The organism is Cobetia sp. PDI-12MA (assembly GCF_059507695.1).
In genome coordinates this window covers 1,905,157-1,927,233 of sequence record NZ_CM183351.1, presented here as the reverse complement: position 1 = coordinate 1,927,233, position 22,077 = coordinate 1,905,157, and the positions used below count along the sequence as shown (strand labels likewise).

General features: G+C 60.9%; 19 protein-coding genes. 5 read left to right on the top strand and 14 right to left on the bottom strand.

From position 1 onward, the window contains the following. Positions 1 to 92 precede the first annotated feature (92 nt). The 11 genes from pal to AC5WNI_RS08270 all read right to left on the bottom strand — a co-directional run bounded on the left by pal (position 93) and on the right by AC5WNI_RS08270 (position 10,097). Positions 93 to 602, bottom strand: a complete 510-nt coding sequence (pal, locus tag AC5WNI_RS08320; protein WP_175088755.1) for a peptidoglycan-associated lipoprotein Pal — start codon at positions 600 to 602, stop codon at positions 93 to 95. 70 nt (positions 603 to 672) lie between these two features. Beyond that, positions 673 to 1,965 carry a Tol-Pal system beta propeller repeat protein TolB gene (gene tolB / locus AC5WNI_RS08315; RefSeq protein WP_175088754.1) on the bottom strand — a complete coding sequence of 431 codons (1,293 nt, stop codon included), beginning with the start codon at positions 1,963 to 1,965 and terminating at the stop codon, positions 673 to 675. Then, complete coding sequence (gene tolA, locus AC5WNI_RS08310) at positions 1,962 to 3,161, bottom strand: cell envelope integrity protein TolA (protein WP_175088753.1); 1,200 nt, start codon at positions 3,159 to 3,161, stop codon at positions 1,962 to 1,964. The genes tolB and tolA overlap by 4 nt, the downstream gene beginning before the upstream one ends. Before the next feature lie 3 nt (positions 3,162 to 3,164). Beyond that, the gene (gene tolR, locus AC5WNI_RS08305) at positions 3,165 to 3,611 is read right to left on the bottom strand and encodes a protein TolR (RefSeq protein ID WP_175088752.1); all 447 of its coding nucleotides are present in this window, start codon (positions 3,609 to 3,611) and stop codon (positions 3,165 to 3,167) included. Positions 3,612 to 3,625: 14 nt separating this feature from the next. Further along, complete coding sequence (gene tolQ / locus AC5WNI_RS08300; protein ID WP_175088751.1) at positions 3,626 to 4,303, bottom strand: protein TolQ; 678 nt, start codon at positions 4,301 to 4,303, stop codon at positions 3,626 to 3,628. 134 nt (positions 4,304 to 4,437) lie between these two features. Continuing rightward, positions 4,438 to 4,872: a tol-pal system-associated acyl-CoA thioesterase gene (gene ybgC, locus AC5WNI_RS08295; RefSeq protein WP_175088750.1), complete on the bottom strand. Its 435-nt coding sequence runs from the start codon at positions 4,870 to 4,872 to the stop codon at positions 4,438 to 4,440. After that, positions 4,869 to 5,912 carry a Holliday junction branch migration DNA helicase RuvB gene (ruvB, locus tag AC5WNI_RS08290; protein WP_175088749.1) on the bottom strand — a complete coding sequence of 348 codons (1,044 nt, stop codon included), beginning with the start codon at positions 5,910 to 5,912 and terminating at the stop codon, positions 4,869 to 4,871. The genes ybgC and ruvB overlap by 4 nt, the downstream gene beginning before the upstream one ends. Positions 5,913 to 6,151: 239 nt before the next feature. Next, a complete protein-coding gene (gene ruvA, locus AC5WNI_RS08285; RefSeq protein WP_487885537.1) occupies positions 6,152 to 6,766 on the bottom strand; it encodes a Holliday junction branch migration protein RuvA in 615 nt (204 codons plus the stop codon). Between the two features lie 312 nt (positions 6,767 to 7,078). Further along, positions 7,079 to 7,657, bottom strand: a complete 579-nt coding sequence (gene ruvC / locus AC5WNI_RS08280; protein ID WP_175088747.1) for a crossover junction endodeoxyribonuclease RuvC — start codon at positions 7,655 to 7,657, stop codon at positions 7,079 to 7,081. A gap of 280 nt (positions 7,658 to 7,937) precedes the next feature. Beyond that, complete coding sequence (gene aspS / locus AC5WNI_RS08275; protein WP_043333603.1) at positions 7,938 to 9,725, bottom strand: aspartate--tRNA ligase; 1,788 nt, start codon at positions 9,723 to 9,725, stop codon at positions 7,938 to 7,940. Positions 9,726 to 9,872: 147 nt separating this feature from the next. Further along, the gene (locus tag AC5WNI_RS08270) at positions 9,873 to 10,097 is read right to left on the bottom strand and encodes an FmdB family zinc ribbon protein (RefSeq protein ID WP_043333602.1); all 225 of its coding nucleotides are present in this window, start codon (positions 10,095 to 10,097) and stop codon (positions 9,873 to 9,875) included. Between the two features lie 318 nt (positions 10,098 to 10,415). Between AC5WNI_RS08270 and AC5WNI_RS08265 the strand changes: the two genes are divergently transcribed. Then, positions 10,416 to 11,468 carry an NAD(P)-dependent oxidoreductase gene (locus AC5WNI_RS08265; RefSeq protein ID WP_175088746.1) on the top strand — a complete coding sequence of 351 codons (1,053 nt, stop codon included), beginning with the start codon at positions 10,416 to 10,418 and terminating at the stop codon, positions 11,466 to 11,468. A gap of 123 nt (positions 11,469 to 11,591) precedes the next feature. Here AC5WNI_RS08265 and AC5WNI_RS08260 read toward each other — a convergent pair whose 3' ends face one another. Beyond that, the gene (locus AC5WNI_RS08260) at positions 11,592 to 13,538 is read right to left on the bottom strand and encodes a cache domain-containing protein (RefSeq protein WP_175088745.1); all 1,947 of its coding nucleotides are present in this window, start codon (positions 13,536 to 13,538) and stop codon (positions 11,592 to 11,594) included. 170 nt (positions 13,539 to 13,708) lie between these two features. Here AC5WNI_RS08260 and AC5WNI_RS08255 point away from each other — a divergent pair, with 170 nt between their 5' ends. The 3 genes from AC5WNI_RS08255 to AC5WNI_RS08245 all read left to right on the top strand — a co-directional run bounded on the left by AC5WNI_RS08255 (position 13,709) and on the right by AC5WNI_RS08245 (position 17,263). After that, positions 13,709 to 14,629, top strand: a complete 921-nt coding sequence (locus tag AC5WNI_RS08255) for a ribokinase (protein ID WP_054556692.1) — start codon at positions 13,709 to 13,711, stop codon at positions 14,627 to 14,629. A gap of 142 nt (positions 14,630 to 14,771) precedes the next feature. After that, on the top strand, positions 14,772 to 15,725 hold the full coding sequence (locus tag AC5WNI_RS08250; RefSeq protein ID WP_487885535.1) for a nucleoside hydrolase: 954 nt from the start codon (positions 14,772 to 14,774) through the stop codon (positions 15,723 to 15,725). Positions 15,726 to 16,108: 383 nt separating this feature from the next. Next, positions 16,109 to 17,263: a bifunctional nicotinamide-nucleotide adenylyltransferase/Nudix hydroxylase gene (locus tag AC5WNI_RS08245; RefSeq protein WP_487885534.1), complete on the top strand. Its 1,155-nt coding sequence runs from the start codon at positions 16,109 to 16,111 to the stop codon at positions 17,261 to 17,263. 102 nt (positions 17,264 to 17,365) lie between these two features. Here AC5WNI_RS08245 and AC5WNI_RS08240 read toward each other — a convergent pair whose 3' ends face one another. After that, a complete protein-coding gene (locus AC5WNI_RS08240) occupies positions 17,366 to 18,298 on the bottom strand; it encodes a LysR substrate-binding domain-containing protein (RefSeq protein ID WP_054556694.1) in 933 nt (310 codons plus the stop codon). A 321-nt stretch (positions 18,299 to 18,619) separates the two neighbouring features. Here AC5WNI_RS08240 and AC5WNI_RS08235 point away from each other — a divergent pair, with 321 nt between their 5' ends. Then, complete coding sequence (locus AC5WNI_RS08235) at positions 18,620 to 20,029, top strand: aspartate ammonia-lyase (protein WP_487885564.1); 1,410 nt, start codon at positions 18,620 to 18,622, stop codon at positions 20,027 to 20,029. A gap of 116 nt (positions 20,030 to 20,145) precedes the next feature. On the opposite strand, the gene AC5WNI_RS08230 is transcribed toward AC5WNI_RS08235, so the two are convergent. Next, positions 20,146 to 22,056, bottom strand: coding sequence for a protein kinase domain-containing protein (locus tag AC5WNI_RS08230; RefSeq protein ID WP_487885533.1), 1,911 nt, complete (start codon positions 22,054 to 22,056; stop codon positions 20,146 to 20,148). Between the last annotated feature and the right edge of the window lie 21 nt (positions 22,057 to 22,077).

Genomic DNA, 22,077 nt, shown 5'->3' with positions numbered 1-22,077 from the left:
GGGTTCAAGGACATGCCTCTAGCCCGGGCCAGCTCAACACGAGTTTCTATCGTCTCCGCGCCTACTTGGGGAGGAGCGGAGGTGAACCGTGCTTAGTAGTCGAAGACCACACGACGGTTTTTGGCGTAGGAAGACTCGCCGTGGCCCTGGACTGCCGGACGCTCTTCACCGTAGGAGACGATCTCGATCTGTGACGGAGACACGCCCTGGACAGTCAGGAAGCGTGCGACAGACTTGGCACGACGCTCGCCCAGACCCAGGTTGTATTCACGAGTACCGCGCTCATCAGCGTGGCCTTCCAGAACGACATTGGCGCTGGTGTTGGCTTTCAGGTACTGAGCGTGACCCATCAGGACGCTTTCGAACTCAGGACGGATGGTGTCCTTGTTGAAGGCGAAGTAGATGGTACGCACGTCAGGCATGGTGGCGTTGCTCATCTGGCTGGCGTTGCTGTTGGCACCAGTGTTCATGCCGACAGTGTTCGCACCGCTGTTGGCTGAATCCATGTCGCCGTCCTGAGCGCCGCCGCTGCTGGAACAACCTGCCATGACGCTCAGGGACAGGGCAACCAACAGACCTTTTGCATACGGGGTGAACTGCATTGTGAAACTCCTTGCTCTAATGGGTACGAATGCCAAGCCTTTCTTGGTGACTCAGTTGCATTCTAGTGGTTTAGTTCAGGAACGGCGACCACGCAGGTTCACGCACGTCGCCTTGTGCTGACGGCAGGGAGAATTGTGCCCTTCCGTCTGCCGACACCTGGCCCAGGACCCCGCGGGTTCCTTGCTGAGTGGCATATATCACCATAGTGCCATTCGGCGCAACACTTGGTGATTCATCCCACTGAGTATCGGTCAGGGAGGTAACCCGACCGCTCTTCAGATCTTGCTTGGCAACCTGATAACCGTTGCCTGCGCGGTTGATCATGAACAGGTTCTCGCCATCGGGTGAGATGCGCCCGCGGGAGTTGTAATTGCCGGTATATGTCACACGTTCCGTGCCGCCGGACAGATCAAGACGATAGATCTGAGGGGAGCCTGCACGATCAGAGGTGAACACCATACCGCTACCATCCGGCAACCAATCCGGCTCGGTATCGATCGCAGGATTGTTGGTCAGACGCTGAAACTGTCGACTGGCAATATCCATCACATAGATTTCCGGCTGGCCGTCCTTTGACAATGCCATTGCCAGTTTACGACCATCCGGCGACCAGGCTGGGGCACCATTGATGCCTCGGAAACCTGTCAGTTTTGCACGACGACCACTACCCAATTCCTGCACATAGATAGCGGGACGTTCGGCTTCAAAACTGACATAGGCCAGCTTCTTGCCATCCGGCGACCATGCTGGTGACATGATCGGTTCATCGGACGCCAGAACCTCCTGACTATTGTGGCCATCTGAGTCCGCCACGTACAGGGCAAAGCGAATATTGTCGCCAACACCTTTGGCGGTAATGTATGCGATTTTTGTCGAGAAAGCACCGCGAATTCCAGTAATTTCCTCAAATATTTCATCGCTCATATAATGGCCACGCGCGCGCAGCTCACCATTGCTTCCGGTGATGACTTCGCCAAGCATGCGCTTGTTACCCAGCACGTCCATCAGCTCATACTGGATGCTATAACCACCATTGCTGGCCGTCTTTACCTGCCCCACCACGAGGTAACTGGCCCCCAGGCGCTTCCAGTCATTGACAAAGACGTCCTGCGTCGTACCCGGCAACGCGATCAGATTGTCGCGCTTGATCGGGTCGAACTGGCCACTGCGCGCCAGGTCATCGGAGATGATGCGTGCGAGGTCCTGCGGCAGACTTCCCCCGGTCAGATTCTCGAACGGCACGACAGCGATAGGTGTGGCGCTGTCATTGCCCTTGGTGATCTCGATGGTCAGGTCAGCTCTTGCCAGGCTGGTCACTGCCAGCAAGGCGGCTGCCATCATCCATGCGGTCAATCGTCTCATCGGCCCAGGTCCTCTGGATTGAAGTACAGGTTGAAGTTTCGGAACTGGCTCTTGGCACCAGCCGGCAGGTCCTGCATCTCGGTAAACGGCGCTGCTTTCTGGATCGCCTGAACTGCGGAGCGATCGAAGGCGGCGTTACCACTGCTCTTGCTGACCGCAGCCGCTACCAATTCGCCTGTCGGCAACAATGACACTCTCAGCGTAACCGTCATACCGGGAACGGAGCCCGAGGGCCGATTCCAATTCTGTCCGACATACTTCTTGAGCAGGTTCTCGAAGCTGTTGGCTGCCTGAGCGGCCTGTTTGGCGCCACTGATGGCGTCACTTTCACTGTCTATCAGGCTATCCAGCGAGCCGGCAGAGGCCTGCGCCGCTTTCTCGGCAAGTGCCTTCTGGCGTGCGGCCTCAGCGGACGCTTTCTTGCGCGCTTCTTCCGCCGCCTTGGCCTTGGCTGCTTTCTCCTTGGCGGCCTTTTCCGCTGCTGCCTTGGCTGCCTTTTCCTTCTCGGCCTTTTCCGCTGCTGCCTTGGCCTTGGCTGCCTTTTCAGCTTCCGCCTTCTTGGCTTCAGCGTCTGCCTTGGCCTTGGCGGCCTTTTCCGCTTCGGCTTTCTTGCGTGCTTCTTCTGCAGCTTTTTCCTTGGCGGCCTTTTCGGCTTCCGCCTTGGCCTTGGCAGTCTTCTCGGCTTCCGCCTTTTTCAAGGCCTCGGCCTTGGCCTGCTTTTCCGCTTCTGCTTTCTTGCGATCAAGGGCAATCGCCTTGGCTTCCTCTGCACGCCTGGCCGCTTCTGCCTTGGCCTTGGCGGCCGCCGCCTGCTCGGCCTTCAACTGCTCTGCTGCCTTGGCCTGTTCAGCTGCCTTTTGCTGTTGAGCCTTCTGGGCAGCCGCCTTTTCCTCGGCGGCGCTGCGTTGCTGCTCCGCTGCAAGCTCTGCCTCTCTGGCCGCCTCTTCCTTGGCGCTCTGGCGCTGATCGGACTCTTCAGCTGCATCACGCGCCTTGCTGGACTTCGCCTGCTGGGCCTGATTGGTCGTGGTCTCGGTACTGACCAGTGTCGCATTGACGATGGTGGTGTTGGTCTTCTCCGGTTCGGATTCCGGCCAGCTCACCAGAGTCAGAATCAGGATGCCCAGGTGCAGGCCAACGGCCAGCACTACAGGCAATCCCAACCCGACCCGCTGTTCTATCTCTGGCTGACTCATCCATCAGCCCTCGGTCGGTGGTTCTGAAATCAGCCCGACATTGGGGACACCGGCGCCCTGCAGCGTGCTCATCAGTCCCATGACATCGCCGTAGGGCGCTGTCCTGGCACCCTTGACCAACACGGGCGTCTTGGGCTTCTCGGCCACGATGGACGCGACTTTGCTGCCCAGTTCATCCAGTGCCACCGGCGTGCGCTTGTCTTCATCCGACCCCAGATCGATGTAGTAATTGCCGCTGTCGTCCAGCGAGACGATCAATGGCGTCACATCATCGGGATTGTCGATCGGCTTGGAGGTGACCTTGGGCAATTCGACCTGAACCCCCTGCGTCATCATCGGCGCGGTGATCATGAAGATGACCAGCAACACCAACATGACGTCGATGAAGGGCACCACATTGATCTCGGAGGACAGCTTGCGCTTGTGCCCTCTGCTATACGGTCCTTTCATTGACTCGCCCCCCTTCAAGCGTCGTTGCTGCCACGACCGTGCAGATTACGATGCAGAATGGAGTGAAGTTCTTCGGCGAAGTCTTCATAGCGACCCAGTAGCTGATCAGCACGGCTGGCCAGACGGTTGTAGAAGATGACGGCCGGGATGGCCGCGAACAGGCCCATGGCAGTCGCGACCAGGGCTTCGGCAATCCAGGGGGCGACGGTGGTCAGGGTTGCCTGCTGAGCAGTACCCAGCGCCTGGAAGGAGCCCATGATGCCCCACACGGTGCCGAACAGACCGACATAGGGGCTGACGGAGCTGACCGTGGCCAGAAACGGCAGGTGAATATTCAAGCGCTCTTCCTCACGTGACAGCGTGACGCGCATGCTGCGTTGCACGCCATCCATCACCGCATCGGCATTGCTGGACTTGGGCTTGAGTCGGCTGTACTCGCGGAAGCCGGCACGAAAGACGCCGGAGGCACCCGGGGTGGACTCTTCATCCGCCGGTAACTCACGATAGAGGTGATTGAGGTCGACCCCGGACCAGAAGCGCTTTTCAAATGCCGCGTAAGCCTGCTTGGCACGGGACAATGCCATCCCGCGCTGAAAGATCACCACCCAGGATGCAATGGAAGCTGCCAGCAACAGCAACATGACTGCCTGAACGACCAGACTGGCGTTCACGAACAGCGAAATGATCGACATCGAATCTTCCACGGAAATCCCTCTTTACTTGGTTCAGTCTGTGCCACCGTCATTCAGTGACACGATAAATAATCTGTTCATCAGCCTGGTGTCTCTGTGCCTGGCTGACAGCGGCCTCCTCGCGCCTTGTGGTCTCAGACCTCAAGAGCCGCGAGCAATTCCCCGGGCCAGCGTCTGGGGCGCAAGGTCGTGGCATCAACGCATGCGATCACGACTTCCGCTTCGCTCAATATCTGCTCACCGCGCAGCGCCTGTTGGGTGAACGTCAAGCGAGCACCGCGTAATGCGCCTGCCGTTGCCGTCACGGTCAGCAGATCATCCAGATACGCAGGACGAAGATAACGATTTGTTACACTGTGTACTACCAACTGAATGCCCTTTTCAAGCAAGGCTTGCTGCGTGAAGCCCTTCGCTCGCAACCATTCACTGCGTGCGCGCTCCATGAAGCGCAGATAATTCACGTAGTAGACGATGCCACCGGCATCAGTATCCTCGATGTAGACACGCACAGTGTGGTGAAAACATGCAGCTTCACCCTTCAACGTATTTCCTGCGTCTTCAGATGTCATGACGCGTCATTTCCTTCCTGTCCCAGGCGCGCCTGCTCTTCGCGTGGGGTGATCCCGAAGTGCAGATAGGCCGAGCGTGTGACCAGACGCCCACGCGCCGTGCGCATCATGAAGCCCTGCTGGATCAGGTAGGGCTCCAGAACATCCTCGATGGTATCGCGCTCTTCCCCGATGGCCGCCGCCAATGAGTCGACCCCGACCGGCCCGCCATCGAACTTCTCGATCATCGCCAACAGCAGTCGACGGTCCATGTGATCCAGACCGTGGCTGTCGACATTGAGCATGTTGAGCGCCTTGTCGGCCACTTCCAGCGTCAAGCGACCATCCGAGCGCACTTCGGCGAAGTCACGCACCCGGCGCAGCAGGCGATTGGCGATACGCGGCGTGCCGCGGGAACGTCGTGCAATCTCCAGTGCCCCGTCCATCTCGACTTCCATGCCGGAAAGCCTGGCACTGCGGGCCACGATGTCGGTGAGTGACTCGATATCGTAGAACTCGAGGCGCTGAACGATACCGAAGCGATCGCGAAGCGGCGCCGTCAGCAGCCCCGCCCGCGTCGTCGCGCCCACCAGGGTGAACCGTGGCAGCTCAAGCTTGATCGAGCGGGCTGCGGGGCCTTCACCGATCATAATATCGAGCTGATAATCTTCCATCGCCGGGTAGAGCACTTCCTCGACAGCCGGTGACAGGCGGTGAATCTCGTCAATGAACAGGACATCGCCTTCCTGCAGGTTGGTCAGCATCGCTGCCAGGTCGCCTGCCCGCTCCAGCACCGGCCCTGAGGTCGACTTGATATCGACACTCATCTCGCTGGCGATGATATGCGCCAGCGTCGTCTTGCCGAGACCGGGCGGGCCGAAGACCAGAGTGTGATCCAGACTATCGCCTCGCCCTCGCGCGGCACTGATGAAGATTTCCATCTGTTCGCGGACGATGGGCTGTCCGATGTAGTCACTCAGCGTGCGCGGCCGGTTGGCGCGATCGATCCGCTCTTCCGGATCATGCGTCGCCGCGGAGATCAGTCGGTCCGACTCCATCATGATGCTTGCTCAACTCCTGATGACGCAGGTCACGCACATGACACGGGTCATGGCCATGAACGTGCGTCAGTGGCAGGTGACAAGGTTCGCCAAGGCTATGCAACGATCTAGCGCATCTGCGTTCAAGCGCGCACTTTCTACCCCAGTAACCTGCCAACCCCTAGTCAATAAATCCAATCACGATGCGCCATTTCCTTCACGGAAACTATAGGGCGCATGTTTGCTGCTCTGGCAGGGTCTCAGCTGGCCATCTTGCGCGCCAACGCCGCCTTGATGAGCGCTTCCGTAGAGGCGCCGGTCTCCAGTCCGGAGAGCATCTTGGCCGCCTCGACAGGCTTGTAGCCCAGTGCTACCAGCGCGGCTTCGGCGTCCGCCAGAGGATGCGTGATCGGCGGTTGTGGCTGGGAGGCACGCGCCATTTCATCCAGACCATCATCCGCCGGCAGCGTCCAATGCTTGAGGCGATCGCGCATCTCGATGATCAAGCGATCCGCCGTCTTCTTGCCGACGCCCGGCAGGCGTGTCAGCGCTCGGCTATCTTCGTCATGAACACAGCGGATGAAATCGGACTGCTCCATTCCCGACAGAATCGCCAGCGCCAGTCGCGGACCGACACCGGAGATCTTGATCAATTCACGGAACAGACGACGCTCGGGCTCCTTGCCGAAGCCATACAGCAACTGCGCGTCTTCGCGCACCACCAGGTGGGTGTAAAGCTGGCAATGTTCGCCCACGGCCGGCAAGCCCAACAGGGTGTTCATCGAAGCTTCCAGTTCATAACCGACACCCTGTACGTCAAGCACCAGCTGCGGCGGTTGTTTTTCCAGCAATGTCCCGGTCAGGCGTCCAATCATGTTGCGGCTGTCCTTGCTCGGCAGAGAATGTATTCGTCAGGATCCTGCTGCTGGCAGGCCCGATTCTCTGCACGGATTGTTACAATGCGGGCAAGCCTACCAAAGATGAAGCGCAGGCGGCATGTCCCAGTGTCACGACGAATTTGTCGCATCTTTCTGACAGTCATACCTTGGGTGAGGACCCGAAGCCTGATGCCGCGCGGCTTGGCGCATCACGCAATCGGCTGCTGCCAAGCTCGGCAGACACTCTACAAGTGACTGAAAAATCGCTATTAATTGAGCACAATACCGCATTTGTCGCTCAGCGGCATGTCAGGCGTCAGGCTCGAAGTCTCGCCAGCTGCTGCTACGCCCCACGCGGGTTCCCTTGCGTCGACTGGTATTCCCCAGCCCCAATGCTTCCAGCTGGTCATTGCCGGGCGTCAGTCGTCGACGCGCGAAACAATGCGTCAAGGCGATGGCCAGCGCATCGGCGGCATCGGCCTGCGGCGTGGCGGAGAGCTTGAGCGTATGCGTGACCATATGCTGCACCTGAGACTTCTCGGCGGCACCGGTACCGGTCACGGCCTGCTTGATCTGCCGCGGCCCATATTCGAACACCGGCAAGCCGTGATTGGCCGCACACACGATGGCAGCCCCGCGCGCCTGGCCCAGCTTGAGCGCCGAATCGGCGTTCTTGGACATGAAGACCTGCTCGATGGCGAATTCCGCGGGGCGATGCAGGGCGATCACCTCGCTGATACCGGCATAGATCTGCGCCAGGCGCTGGTCCAGGCTGACCTGTGACATGCGGATGCAGCCACTGTCCACATAGCGAGGCTGAGCCGCAGAGACATCCAATACCCCATACCCGGTCAGACGTGAGCCCGGGTCGATGCCAAGAATGATCATGCCGCTGCCTCGTCTCTCACACCTTGCGTCTTCGCTGTCGTCATCACGCCATCGCTCTTACTGTGTATATAACCAGCCACCATGCCACAAAAAAGGCGGTGCGACACTGTCATTGCCTGACGTGAACGCCAGCAAACAGTCTCGCACCGCCTTGTCGGGCTTGCTCGCCCACTAGCCTATCAGGCCAAAGGGGCAAACCTGCCACCGCGGGACCGCCCGGGTCTGATCGAATCAGTCCAGACGGCCCCACCAGTCACTCTCTCGGTCATGCGCCGCTGAATCAGGCCTGGCCGCTTTCGTCTTCGACCTTGACCTTCTGACGCAGACGGATGTTCAGCTCCTTGAGCTGCTCACCGCTGACCACGCCCGGAGCGTCGGTCATCATGCAGCCGGCGCTCTGGGTTTTCGGGAAGGCAATCACTTCACGAATGGTCTTGGCGCCGGTCATCAGCATCACCAGACGGTCGAGACCGAAGGCCAGACCACCATGGGGCGGCGCGCCGAACTTCAGGGCGTCGAGCAGGAAGCCGAACTTTTCTTCCGCTTCTTCTTCACCGATGCCCAGCACTTCGAACACGGTACGCTGCATGGCCTGATCGTGGATACGGATGGAGCCACCACCCAGCTCGGTGCCGTTGATGACCATGTCGTAGGCGCGAGACAGTGCCGCTTCCGGGTTGGCCTTGAGCTCTTCCGGTGTGCAGGACGGCGCGGTGAACGGGTGGTGCAGCGCACTCAGGCGGCCGTTGGCATCGGCTTCGAACATCGGGAAGTCGACGACCCACAGCGGTGCCCACTCGCGGGTGTAGAGGTTGAGGTCTTCACCCAGCTTGACGCGCAGCGCACCGATGGCTTCGGCCACGATGTTGGCCTTGTCAGCACCGAAGAACACGATGTCGCCATCGACGGCGCCACAGCGGTCCAGCACTTCGTCCACGACGTCTTCCATGAACTTGACGATCGGCGACTGCAGACCCTCGATGCCCTTGGCACGTTCGTTGACCTTGATCCACGCCAGACCCTTGGCACCGTAGATGCCGACGAACTTGGTGTAAGCGTCGATTTCCTTGCGTGACAGGCTGGCACCGCCCGGCACACGCAGCGCGGCGACGCGGCCCTTGTCGTCCTTGGCCGGGCCGGAGAAGACCTTGAAGTCCACGCCGCTCATCAGATCATCGACATCGACCAGTTCCAGCGGAATGCGCAGGTCCGGCTTGTCGGAACCGAAGCGGCTGATGGCCTCGGAATACGGCATGGTCGGGAAGTCGCCCAGCTCGACATCGAGCACTTCTTTGTAGAGACCACGGATCATGGTCTCGGTCATGCCCATGATGTCCTGCTCGTCGACGAAGCTGGCTTCGAGGTCGATCTGGGTGAACTCCGGCTGACGGTCAGCGCGCAGGTCTTCATCACGGAAGCATTTGGCGATCTGGTAGTAACGATCGACACCGGCGACCATCAGCAGCTGCTTGAACAGCTGCGGAGACTGCGGCAGTGCGAAGAAGCTGCCGGCGTAGGTGCGGCTCGGCACCAGATAGTCACGTGCGCCTTCCGGCGTGGCGCGGGTCAGGATCGGGGTTTCGATGTCGAGGAAGCCCAGGGCTTCGAGCTGGGCGCGCACGCTGTGAGTGATGCGCGAGCGCAGGCGAAGCTTCTCGATCATGTCGGGACGACGCAGGTCGACATAACGATACTTGAGGCGAACTTCCTCACCGACCTTGTTGTGGTCGTCGAGCTGGAACGGCGGCGTCTGTGCAGTGTTGAGCACTTCGACGTCCTTGGCCAGCACTTCGATCATGCCTGTCGGCATGTTCGGGTTCTGGGTGCCTTCCGGGCGCAGACGGATACGGCCCTTGATACGCAGCACGAACTCGCTGCGCGCCTTGTCGGCAGTGGCGAAGGCATCGACGGTGTCCGGATCGACGACGATCTGGGCGATGCCATCACGGTCGCGCATGTCGAGGAAGATGACGCCACCGTGGTCGCGACGGCGGTGCACCCACCCGCACAGAGTGACATCCTGATCGATCAGGGTCTCGTTCAGTTTGCCGCAATAGTGGCTGCGCATGTTGATTCCTTGTTGCTCAAATTCATGATCGACGCGCTGATGCGCATCTGTCTCAGAGGGCCTGCCGTTGGCGATGAGGGTCAAGGGTACCCGTTGGGCGCCCTTGACCCTCATCACGCTGATGCCTGACGCACTATCCCAGCTATGTCAGGCGGTGCTGTCGCTACCACCGGCCAGATTCTTCTTGCTGCCGGACTTGAAATCCGTCTCGTACCAGCCACTGCCTGCCAGACGGAACCCGGCGGCGGAGACCAGCTTCTCGAGCTGGTCCGTCTTGCATTCCGGGCACTCCGTCAGCGGCGCAGCGCTGATCTTCTGCAACTTGTCCATCCGATGGCCACAGGCCTTGCAGTGGTATTCATAGATCGGCATGGTTTTCTTTCCTGACGATACTGGTCACGGGGCTGTCTGAGCACCGTGAACCATGACAATGTTATGCCTTGCGGCGCGTCTTGCGTTCAGCGCACCTGCGGCCCCAACATGAGAGCTTTCGCAAGCACCAGCAAGAGACGCCTACAATAAGGCCAGTTGAGCGGCTTTCAAGTCAAAGCGAAAGGGACACATTATAGCGTGCTCGGCCCCGTGCGGGGCAACACCCAAGCACAAACCGGCCCAGACACCAGGTACTCGACCTTGCGGGCCAGCCTTTCTGTCTTCCTATCTATCTTCCTACGCCATCATGAGGCACCTATGTCCGATCACGATCGTACTGCGCAGTCTCCCTCGCATTCTTCCACGCCCGCTTCCTCTCACTGCGAGCCCACCTCGTCTACCGGCGCCCCGCAGGCCGTCATGCTCGATGCCGGCTCCGTCGGTGATGGCCTGGACTTCTCGCGCCTCGAGGCCCGTCTGGAAGGATTGGTCTGTCATGACGCCACCGCGCCCGAGGAAGTGGTGCCACGACTGAGCGGTGCCTCCATCGTGTTGGTCAACAAGGTACGCATCGAGGCGCACCACATGGATGAGCTGCCGACCCTCAAGCTGATCGCGGTGATGGCGACCGGCACCAACAATATCGACATGGCGGCCGCCGAAGCACGTGGCATTCGGGTCATGAACGTCAATGCCTACGGCACTCATTCGGTGGCACAGCACACCTGGATGCTGCTGCTGGCACTGGCTGGCCGCCTGCCGGAATACCAGACCGACATCGCCGCGGGCGAGTGGCAACGCAGTCCGACCTTCTGCCTGATGGGCCGCCCCGTGGTGCAGCTGTCCGGCAAGCATCTGGTCATCATCGGCAAGGGGGAGCTGGGCACCGCGGTGGGCAGGCTGGCCGAGGCGTTCGGCATGCGCGTGACCTTTGCCGCTCGCCCGGGCACCGCCCCCACCGCCGAGCGCCCCGCGCTGGAAAGCCTGCTGCCCCAGGCCGACGCCATCAGTCTGCACTGCCCGCTGACCCCAGAGACGCAGCATCTGATCGATGAGCAGGCGCTCGCCGCCATGAAGCCCGGTGCATTGCTGGTCAATTGCGCCCGCGGGGGCATCATCGACGAGGACGCAGCACTGGAAGCACTGGCCACCGGACAACTCGGCGGCCTGGCGGTGGATAGTCTGCCGGAGGAGCCGCCGCGTGAAGGCCATTCGCTACTCTCGGCCCTGGAAAGCCAGCACCATTCGGCGAATGCTCCCTTGAATCTGATCGTCACGCCGCACAATGCCTGGATCAGCCAGGAGGCGCGCCAGAACATGCTCGATCTCAGTCTGGCCAATATCGAGACATTCCTGAGCGAACACGCCTGACACGGCCACAGCCTCGCTGCGCCAGGCATCGACGCCGAGTGGCAGGTGCGAGCGGTACATCACGAAAAAGCCCCCGAACCGGCATATATGCCGGTTCGGGGGCTTTTTCCTGAGTGGTCAGCATCAACGGATGCGGATATGCATGCCCGCCGCCTTGAGGGCATTGCCTTCAGCATCCCATGACACCACACGGCCACGTGAGCTCAACAATACCCATCGGGTGCCGTTCGCTCTCTCCTTACTCTCCTTCTCGTCGCCCTCTTGCGCGCCTCCCGCCCGTACACCACCATCGCCAGCGGCCAGGCTCCGCTGTTGCAGGGGCTTGTCGCCGGCATTGCCTGTTTCGGCGTCCATGTCGACTTCGTTCATTCCCATCGCCTCGATCTGCTGAAGGTCCTCTTCCTGCGGCGCACGCATCCGGTACTGGCACTCACAGCTTTCGCCATAGGTAGTGATGATCTTGTGTCTGAGCGCATGTACCTGCTCGAGATCCTCCGGGTGAATCAAACGATCGAAGTCCATTTCACGCATCGCCAATGGTTCGTGGCCCGAAGCGCCGAGCATCTTCCAGAGATTGGGGTGGATATGAACGATGCGCTCAGGTATGTCCACTTCCCACAGGCTATCGCCACTGGCTTCGAGGGAATCTAGCAAGCGACGCTCGCTGGACTGCAATTCCTTCTGCGTCTGGCGCAGCCGCTGATACATCTCTTCGGCGGTGGCGTTGGCGTCATCCAGCTCGACGATGCCACTGCCGCCCGCGGATTCGACCTCCGCACCCATGCCGATGCGATGCAGTCGTTCACGCAGCTCGGCCAGCGGCACCGAAAGGCGACGGCTGATGTGGTGCGTGCGCCAGCCCATGAGAATGAAGAAGGTGAAATAGAACAGGATCAGGCCGCCGACCAGCGCCATGCCGACCAGCTGGAAGTTGCGCCCGATCTCGGCGGTACGAAAGAAGACGGCACTCTCTTCGACCATGCTCAACATGATCCAGCCATTGCCCGGCAAGCGCTCCCACGCCACCTTGTAGGGCGCCCCCGCCACATTGACGCTTTCCAGGCCACGCCGCTGCTCCAGAATACGGGGCGCGAGTCTCTTGAAGACATCATGACCTTTCAGCTCCAGCTGAGCGGGCCGAATGACATCCTCTTCCTGGAGGTCATTGGCATCGGGAATTTCCAGCGGCAGCAGCGACAACAACTGCTCACCGGCCCGCGGGACGGCGAGTGAGCGTCCCTCGGCATCGAACAGCATCGCGAAGCCTTGCCAGGGCAGCTCCATCGCCAGCACCTGATTGACGATCACGTCCAGGGTCATGTCGACGCCGACGACGCCGAGAAATTCGCCCTGCTCGGAATAGAAGGGACTGACGGCCGACGCCATCCAGCCATTGTCGGCCGGGTCTTCGTAGATATCGGTCCAGATGGTGTTTCGCGAGGGATTTGCCTCTGGCGCGGCCAGATAGAAGAAGGAGAAATCCCGACAATCGTGGTCGGCTGGCACCAGCGAGGCCAGATCGACATAGGGGAAAAGGCGGACATAGCAATCGGCCATCGTGACGAAGGACTGCACCACGGCCGAGTGCGAAGATACGACACTGCGCATGATCGGGTCGACCGCTGTCATGCGCAGTGCCAGGGGAATGTCCTGCTCGAGGCCTGGCAAGGCGGGATAGAAGCCGCTGCCCTGATTGTCCGCCGTCTGCTGACTGGCCCAGACACCGCTTGGCAAGCTTGCGTGACGGGCAATCTCGCGAGCCGCCACCCCAGTGCTGGCGTCGCCCATGGCCAGTTCGCCTGCCTGGGCACCGAGCCCGCGTGACAAGTTCTGGACATGTTCCAGTTGCTGGCTGAGTGACTTGGCCTCCCGTAGCATCGCCAGATTGAGCTCACTGCTCGACTGGGATTGCAGGTAATTGAGGTTGGCATCACGAATCTCGTCATTGGACACGAAATACACCGCCACCAGGGCGGTCTCGACCAACAGCAACGGAATCATGGTACTGGTGAAGAGTGCTCGCCAGACCCACTTCTTGATCGTGACGGCGGGTTGCTTCGACTCCGACATGGGCGACTATCCTGAATCCAGCGAGATGACAGGAAGTATGCACTTTCTCTTGCGTTCCAAGAGGCTAATAGCTTCAACGCTTAAACATGACCTAAAGGTCAGACCTTGGTGATACGACTGGGGACAGGCGGCCAAGGCTTTGCTAGGATGCTCGCCCCCAAGGAGGCTGCATGCTTTACAACTACGGTTCTATCAATATCGATCACGTCTATCGGGTACCTCACCTGGTACGACCGGGTGAAACCCTGGCGAGTCTCTCCTACCGTCAGGTACTGGGTGGCAAGGGTGCCAACCAGTCGCTCGCGCTTGCGCGCGCCGGAGGCGACGTCACGCACTGGGGCCGCCTTGGCAACAGTGATCGCTGGGCACTTGAGCCGCTGGAAAGCGCCGGTGTCATCACCTCGCAGGTCGAGCTGAGCGCCAGTGCCAGTGGCCACGCCATCATCCAGGTGGACGACCACGCCGAGAACAGCATCATTCTGCATCCGGGTGCCAATCACGGTTTCACCGATGAGCATCTCGCGACGCTGTTCTCTGGTGTGACGCAGGGAGATTGGCTGCTGCTGCAAAATGAGTGCAACGCACTGGGCAAGGTCATCGAGCTGGCACATGCCAAGGGCATGAAGATCGCCTTCAATCCGGCCCCGATGGGGGCTGATGTCCTGCGCCTGCCGCTGGAACACTGCCAGGTGCTGTTCCTCAATCGTGGCGAAGCGGCACAGCTGGTCGAGCTGGAAGAGAGCGCGCCTGTCGCCACCCTGCTCGCCGCGCTGCACACTCGTCTGCCTGATACCGAAGTGGTCATGACTCTGGGCAGTGAAGGCGTCTGCTACCAGCTGGGGGAACAGCGCATCCAGCTGCCGGCGCATCGCGTCAATGCCGTGGACACCACCGCGGCAGGCGATACCTTCATCGGCTATTACCTGGCAAGCCAGATCGAAGGTCAGAGCATCGAGGAAAGCCTGCGTCGTGCCAGCACCGCCTCTGCCCTGTGCGTGAGCCGCGAAGGCGCAGCGCCGAGCATTCCGCTGGCCAGTGATGTCGCCGCTGCCCTGGCCGAATGGCCGACACTCGACGTCCTGAGCAACTGAGTCTTCGAGCAACAAGTCTCTGAACGACTGAACTACCTGCACGGGGCACCACCACGTGGCCCGTGCTAAGCCCGTGTCACCTCATGGGCGCCCTGTTGGCGTAACGCCCTCTATTGCAGGTCACTTCTTTCACGAGGTCAGCATGAAAACACCGATTATCTTTGATACCGATCCGGGCGTGGATGATGCCCAGGCGATTGCCATCTGTCTGGCGCATCCGGACATCGAATTCCTCGGCATGACCACCACCTTCGGCAACGTCACCATCGAGACGGCCACCTCCAACGCCCTGCTGCTGGGCGAACTGGCGGGCCAGGAGATCCCGGTCGCCCAGGGCGCTGCCCAGCCGCTGGTCAAGGACAAGTTCCCGGCGCCGGCGCACATCCACGGCGCCAATGGTCTCGGCAACATGGAGATCCCGGAGCCCAAGGGCAAGGCGCTGTCCGTCAGCGCACCGCAGTTCATCGTCGAGCAGGTCAATGCGCGTCCGGGCGAGATCACCCTCGTCGCCGTCGGCCCACTGGGCAACCTGGCCACCGCACTGCAGCTGGACCCGAGCATCATCAGCAAGGTCAAGCAGGTCGTCATCATGGGCGGCTCCATCCGTGAAGGCGGCAACGTCTCACCGGTCGCCGAAGCCAACATCTTCAATGACCCGCATGCCGCCGCCAAGGTGCTGACCGCCGGCTGGCCGCTGACCATGGTCGGTCTCGATGCGACGCACCGCTGCGTGCTGTCTCCGGCCCATGTCGAGCGTATCCGCGTCGCGCAAGGCGCACTTGGCGAAGTGCTGTCCGGCAGCTATCAGTTCTACAAGGCCTTCTATCAGGAAGCGCGTGGCATCGATGGTTGCTGCCCGCACGACAGCTGCGCCCTCGCCTGGCTGATGAAGCCGGAGCTGTTCACTACCGAGCGCGGCCACCTGAATGTCGAAGTCGAAGGCCTGGCCGAAGGTCAGACACTATTCGCCCCTGAGGGTCGCGAATTCCTCGGCAACCAGTGGTCCCAGACGCCGCTGGTCGACGTCTGCGTCAATGCCCAGGGCGACAAGGTCGTCGAGTGGATCACCGACGTGCTGACCGCCAAGACGTCCTGATCCAGCGCCCGGCAGGCCCGCCTGGGTCTGCCATCGGCCTTGCCAACAAACCGAGCCAACGCCCGTCAGCCTCATTGCTGGCGGGCGTTGGCTCGGTTTGTGCATTCGCGCTTGTTCACCCTCCCCTATCCTTTCCTTCCCTCTTCTCCTCTCCGGCGTCTCTCCTTTTACCGCAACTGCCTTCCCACGCCCCGAATACCGAGAAGTTGCTGAGTCATGAAGAATTTTTCAGCAAGATAACGGGATAAACTTTTGAATAACCCTTACCAGACGAGAGTGAATGACGAGCCGTTCGGCGCATGCACATAATCTGATACGCTAGCGGAATCTCACTGGGCAAGCGCCTTATACGCCGCCCCATCCTGCCTGCCACGGAGCTCATCATGCCTTCGACGACAACGTTGCCCTCTGCCCCCGCTGCAACGCTTCGCACTCAGGATTCTCCCGCGATCGCCGACACCCAGTACGACTGCCTGGTCTTCATCGGTCGCTTCCAGCCCATGCACCATGGCCATGTTGCCGTGATGGAAGAAGCCCTGCGCCTCGCGCGGCAGGTCATCGTGCTGGTCGGTTCTGCCTGGCAGGCACGTTCACTGCGCAACCCGTTCACCTTTTCTGAACGCACGCGCATGATCCGCAGCTGCTTTGACGATGCCGACAATGCGCGCCTAGAAATCGTGCCGTTGTTGGATGCCCTCTACAACGACGATGTCTGGGTACGTGATGTGCAGCGCAAGGTACGCGATATCGCGCGTCCGCAGGCCAATCGAATGCCGAGAATCGCGCTGATCGGTGCCAATCGTCGTGACAGCAACAGCCAGTCAAGCTACTACCTGAGCCTCTTCCCGCAGTGGGAGTCGGTAGCGGTGCCACTGCGCGAGGGGATGGAGGCCAGCCGTATTCGTGAGGTCATCTTCACCGAGCGCGCCCGCGCAGAAGATTGGCTGGACAACGAGGGGCTGGAGCTGCTGCCACCGCCGGTGGCTCAGCATCTGCATGGCTTCCTGGAGGAGACCGCGTGGCAAGGGCTGGTCGAGGAACGTCGACTGCTGGAGCAATACCGCGCCGCCTGGAGCGATGCGCCCTACCCGCCACTGTTCATCACGGTCAACGCCGTGGTAGTGCAGTCCGGTCATGTGCTGCTCACCACACGTCGCGCGGCACCCGGCAAGGGGCTTTACGCCCTGCCTGGCGGCTTCGTGCAACCCCAGGAGCGCCTGCTGGATGCCTGTCTGCGTGAGCTCAGGGAGCGTGTGCGCCTCAAGGTGCCGGAACCAGTCCTGCGTGGCTCTCTGCGCGGTCAGCGTCTGTTTGATGCGCCGCATCGCAGCTGGCGCGGGCGCACCCTGGCAGAGGCCTTCTACTTCGCCCTGCGACCGGAGCAGCAGCTTCCCAAGCTCAGAAGCGGCGGCGGCGAGAACGAGGAGCAGGCACGCTGGGTCGCGCTGGCGGATCTGGAGCCCGACACCCTCTTCGAGGACCACTTTTTCATCATTCAGAACTTCCTCGGCCTGCATGCCGGACAGACCGGTTTCTGACGGCTGGGATGTGGTCCACACACGAAAACGGCAGCCCAATGGGCTGCCGTTTTCGATCAAGAGACACGCAGGTCTTCTACAACGGTAATACACCGGCAAGGCTCAGGCTTCGAGAAAATCTCGCGGCAGATTCATCAGCTGCTTCCACAGCTTGTCGATGCCGGGCTTGTGGACCAGTGAGCAACGATAGAGACGAATCTCCAGCGGAATATCCCACGCCTCGTTGCCCGCGCGCACCAGCTTGCCGCTTTCCAGCTCATCGCGAATGCAGAAGTCCGGAATCCACGCCATGCCGACGCCCTGCAAGGCCATGCCCTTGAGCCCTTCTGCCATCGCCATCTCATAGACAGTGCGCAGACGCAGGCGCAGCGGATCATTCTTCAAAAGCATCTTCACGCTACGGCCCAGAAATGCCCCCTGGGTATAGGACAGCAAGGGAATCGCATCCTGGCTGGTCTCGCTCTGCCCGGTCAGCGGGAAGCGGGGCTCGCCATTCTCCAGTGGCACGCACACCGGCAGCATGTTGACCTTGGCAACCGAGAAGGACGGGAAGGCCTCGGCGTCCAGCTGCATGCTGGCGTAAGGGTCGTAATAGGCAAGCATCAAGTCGCAGTTGCCTTCGCGCAGCGAGTGAATGGCGTCGCCGACATTCATCGCGGACAGGCGTGTCGGCAACTCCCCCAGGCCTTGCTGGAGACGCGAGATCCACTTGGGGAAGAAGGCCAGCGCAAGCGAATGCGCGGCCGCGATATCCAGGGTCTCGTTGGCCATGCCCAGCCCGCGCAGGTGGGCGAGACACTCTGACAGCTGCTCTGTCAGGTTGCGCGCGGTGACCAGGAACAACTGACCCTCCGGCGTCAGACTGACCGGGGTCGTCGAGCGGTCGACCAGCGTAGTGCCCACGGCCTGTTCAAGCGCACGGATGCGGCGGCTGAACGCAGGCTGGGTAACGTGTCGCAGGCGAGCCGAGGTGGAGAAGCTGCGGGTATTGGACAGCGCAACGAAATCTTCCAACCACTTAGTTTCCAGGTTCACCCGAACTCCCAAAAATGTCGAACATGCCCAAGCGAGGCTTGCCTGGCCGGTCATGCAGGGTCTTGTCATGGAGAATGGTGCATCGCGGCGCACCACCACCTTCGTCTTATGCGTTTGACGTATACGGCAGCGTTGAATGGCATTGGCCGCCGAGGGGCTGCGCTGGTTACCCTTGTCCACCTAGCCGCCATTCAAGCGCCACAGTGTACTTCAGCCAGGAGTTCCGCCCAAGTGAACCATCTCTCGGAAACCCCCATCGCCGCCAATGCCTCCCCGGCAGCTTCCACACCGGCCGACTTGAGCCATGCCGAGCGTGAGGCACTGGCCAACGGCTTCCGACTTGAAAAGGATCTCCTCGGGCGCGAGCCGGTGCCGGCTGACGCCTACTACGGCGTGCAGACCCAACGCGCGCTCAACAACTTCCACCTCTCCGGGGTGCCACTGTCGCACTTCCCGCGTCTCGTCGAAGGGCTCGCGCTGGTCAAGGCCGCCGCCGCCGAGGCCAACCATGCGCTGGGTTATCTCGATACACGCGAGCACGATGCCATCCAGCACGCCTGTGCGCGTCTGATGAATGGCGATCACCATGATCAGTTCGTGGTCGACATGATCCAGGGTGGCGCCGGCACCTCGACCAACATGAATGCCAACGAAGTGATCGCCAATCTGGGCCTGGAATTCCTGGGCTACGAGAAAGGTGATTACCAGCAGCTGCACCCCAACAATCACGTCAACATGGCGCAATCCACCAACGACGCCTACCCGACTGCCATCCGTGTCGGCCTGCTGCGCAGCCACTCGGTACTGGTAGACGCGCTGAGCGAACTGGCCAATGCCTTCGCCACCAAGGCGCTGGAATTCGATGACGTGGTCAAGATGGGTCGCACCCAGCTGCAGGACGCGGTGCCGATGACGCTGGGCCAGGAATTCCGCGCCTTCGCCAACACCCTGCGTGAAGACGTCGATCGCATCGCCAACCTCAATGAGTTGCTCAAGGAGGTCAATCTGGGCGGGACCGCGATCGGCACCGGCATCAATGCGGACCCGCGCTACAGCGCACTGGCGATCGAGGCTCTGGCGCGTCGTTCCGGCATCGACTTCCGTCCGGCGTCGGACCTGGTCGAGGCCACCAGCGACATGGGTGCCTTCGTACTGTTCCACGGCATGCTCAAACGCCTGGCGGTCAAGCTATCCAAGATCTGCAACGATCTGCGCCTGCTGTCCTCAGGCCCGCGCACCGGCTTCAACGAGATCAACCTGCCGCCTCAGCAGCCGGGTAGCTCGATCATGCCGGGCAAGGTCAACCCGGTGATTCCGGAAGCCGTCAATCAGGTCGCCTTCGATGTCATCGGCAACGACACCGCGCTGACCATGGCGGCTGAAGCCGGCCAGCTGCAGCTCAACGTGATGGAGCCGCTGATCGCCTACAAGCTGCTCGACTCCATCCGCCAGCTGAGCCGCGCCATGACCATGCTCAGGAATCGCTGCGTGATCGGCATCACCGCCAATCGTGATCGCTGCGCCGAGCTGGTCAACAATTCCATCGGTCTGATCACCGCGCTCAACCCGTATATCGGCTACGACAATGCCACCCGCATCGCCAAGGAAGCCTTGGCCAGCGGCCGCAGCGTGCTGGAACTGGTACGTGAGGAAGGCCTGCTGGACGAGGCACGCCTGGAGGCATTGCTGTCCCCGCAGGCCATGACACGCCCGCGTCAGATGAAGGACTGACAGCTCGCTGAAGCATGGCCCATCAGTGCGTTTGACTTTCAGTGAAGCCACCCAAGTGAATCCCTCCAAGTGAGAAAACCCGCCTGAGTCTGACTCAGGCGGGTTTTTCTTTGCCCTCATACGGCATGCGGACCACGCGGCAAGGCACGCGGATCCCTTGGATAGAAGCGTTCGGGTTGCGCCTCGATATGATCGAAATGCTTGGTGTTCTTGTAGGGCATCTTCATGAAGCCGGAAATTCCCAACCCGGAGATCAGCGGCACCGCATCGAGAATCTCCGCCAGCAAACGCGTGAATTCCTGCTCGCGCGAGGGATCCAGCAGTCGGTAATAACTGTGAATCTTGAGGTGGTGTGGCAAGGCTTCGAAGATCAGCATGCCGGTGTGATGGATGGCATTGAGTGACTCCAGTGCCTTCAATATCTCCTCGGGCAGCACCAGCAGTTCCTCAGGATCCGGTCCGTCCTCGAAGTAGGAGTGCACCCGGGAGTCATCCTCAAGCTCCGGCACCGCGCTGACCTCATAGCTCAAGCGAGGTCTGGCCTCCCCGTCTGCCGTCGGCGCGAAGACGAAGGCGGCCTCGGGGTCTCCCCGCTCCAGATGCAGGGTATCGCGAGCATTGAACAGACACGCCTTGAACACGCCCTGGCGATAGATGGCACGCGCCAGAGCGACCATGTTGTTGATCGCGACGACGAAGGCGCCCTTCAAGGCAGGGTCATGCAGGTGCAGCGCGGTATCCACGAAGATGCCCTGTGGCTCCCAGCGAATCGCCAGACCGCCGACGATCGGGTATTTGCCCAGACGACTGACAGCGGCCAGGAAGGCTTTTTCGGTGCCTCCCATGCCTTGCATGAAGTTCTTGTAGTAACGATCCAGCTGGACATCATTGACGGCGTCCAGCGCGTTACCAGCGTGTTCACCGGACTCGTCCGCCTCGAAGGCCTCACGCAGGAAGGATTTGCGCGAGGTATAGACAACCGTGTCGATCTCGCGCGTTGCCGGCCTCACCCAGACCGGCAGCAGAGACTGTGGCGGCTCGAGAGGCAATTCCGGCATCACCAGCCGTGCGATCCTGCCCATCTCGCGCAGGAAGTAGTCGCCGGCCTGCATACGCAGCTGCGGGTCATCCGCCAGCATGCCGTCAAGCAGACGCGCGAATTCCCGCGGCAACCCCAGCGACACCGCCGGGATGGCGCGCACGCCGAAGCGACACGATTGCCCAGAAGCCAGGGCGTAAAGAGTGGCGGCCACACCCTGCTCATCAAAGCGCGGCGAGGACAGCGCACCATTGAGCTGCTCCTCGCCGATGAAATAGACATCGCCCAGACGCGCATTGGTCTGTTGCAGGTTATCCGACATCAGCTGCATCACGTTGGTGGTAATGAACTGCTGATGCTCATCGAGCTGAGCGAACACCGAACTGCCCCAGTCGATCAATGCCACCTGTTCCCGCTCGACATCGAAGACCAGATTCGACGGTTTGATGTCGCCATGCACGATGGGTGGTGTATTCGCTCCCGTCGATGACCCGCGCAACGACTTGAGAATATCGGCCAGCTGACTGGCGATCTTGACCACCAGACGCGGCGACATGCGCCCATGACGCAGCGAATATTCCTCGAGATTGATGCCCGGTGCACGCTGCATGACCAGAATCGACTGCCGCCGTACCCGCTGATAGCTGATCAGACGCGGAATCAGCGGGTGGGCGACCTGGTCGAGCATGTAGGCCTCTTCCTCCAGACGGTCCTGCAGTGCCTGGGGCAGAGTCACCCGCGTGAACTTGAAGACGTGCTCTTCATGCGTGCGCCGGTCTTCGCCCAGGCGCCAGCCTGCGAACACGAACCCGTAGGCACCCTTGCCGACCAGATGGATATCCCGGTAGCCAAGCCCCTCCAGCTGGGAGATGCACAGCGCCACCCAATCCTTGAGCTTCTTGGCATCATGATGCGAGAGCAGATAGATCGACTGCTCTTCCGGGATATAGAACTGTTGCAGGCGCTCGTGGGCGCGCGCATCACTCATGCAATAAGCTCTCTGGCCGAC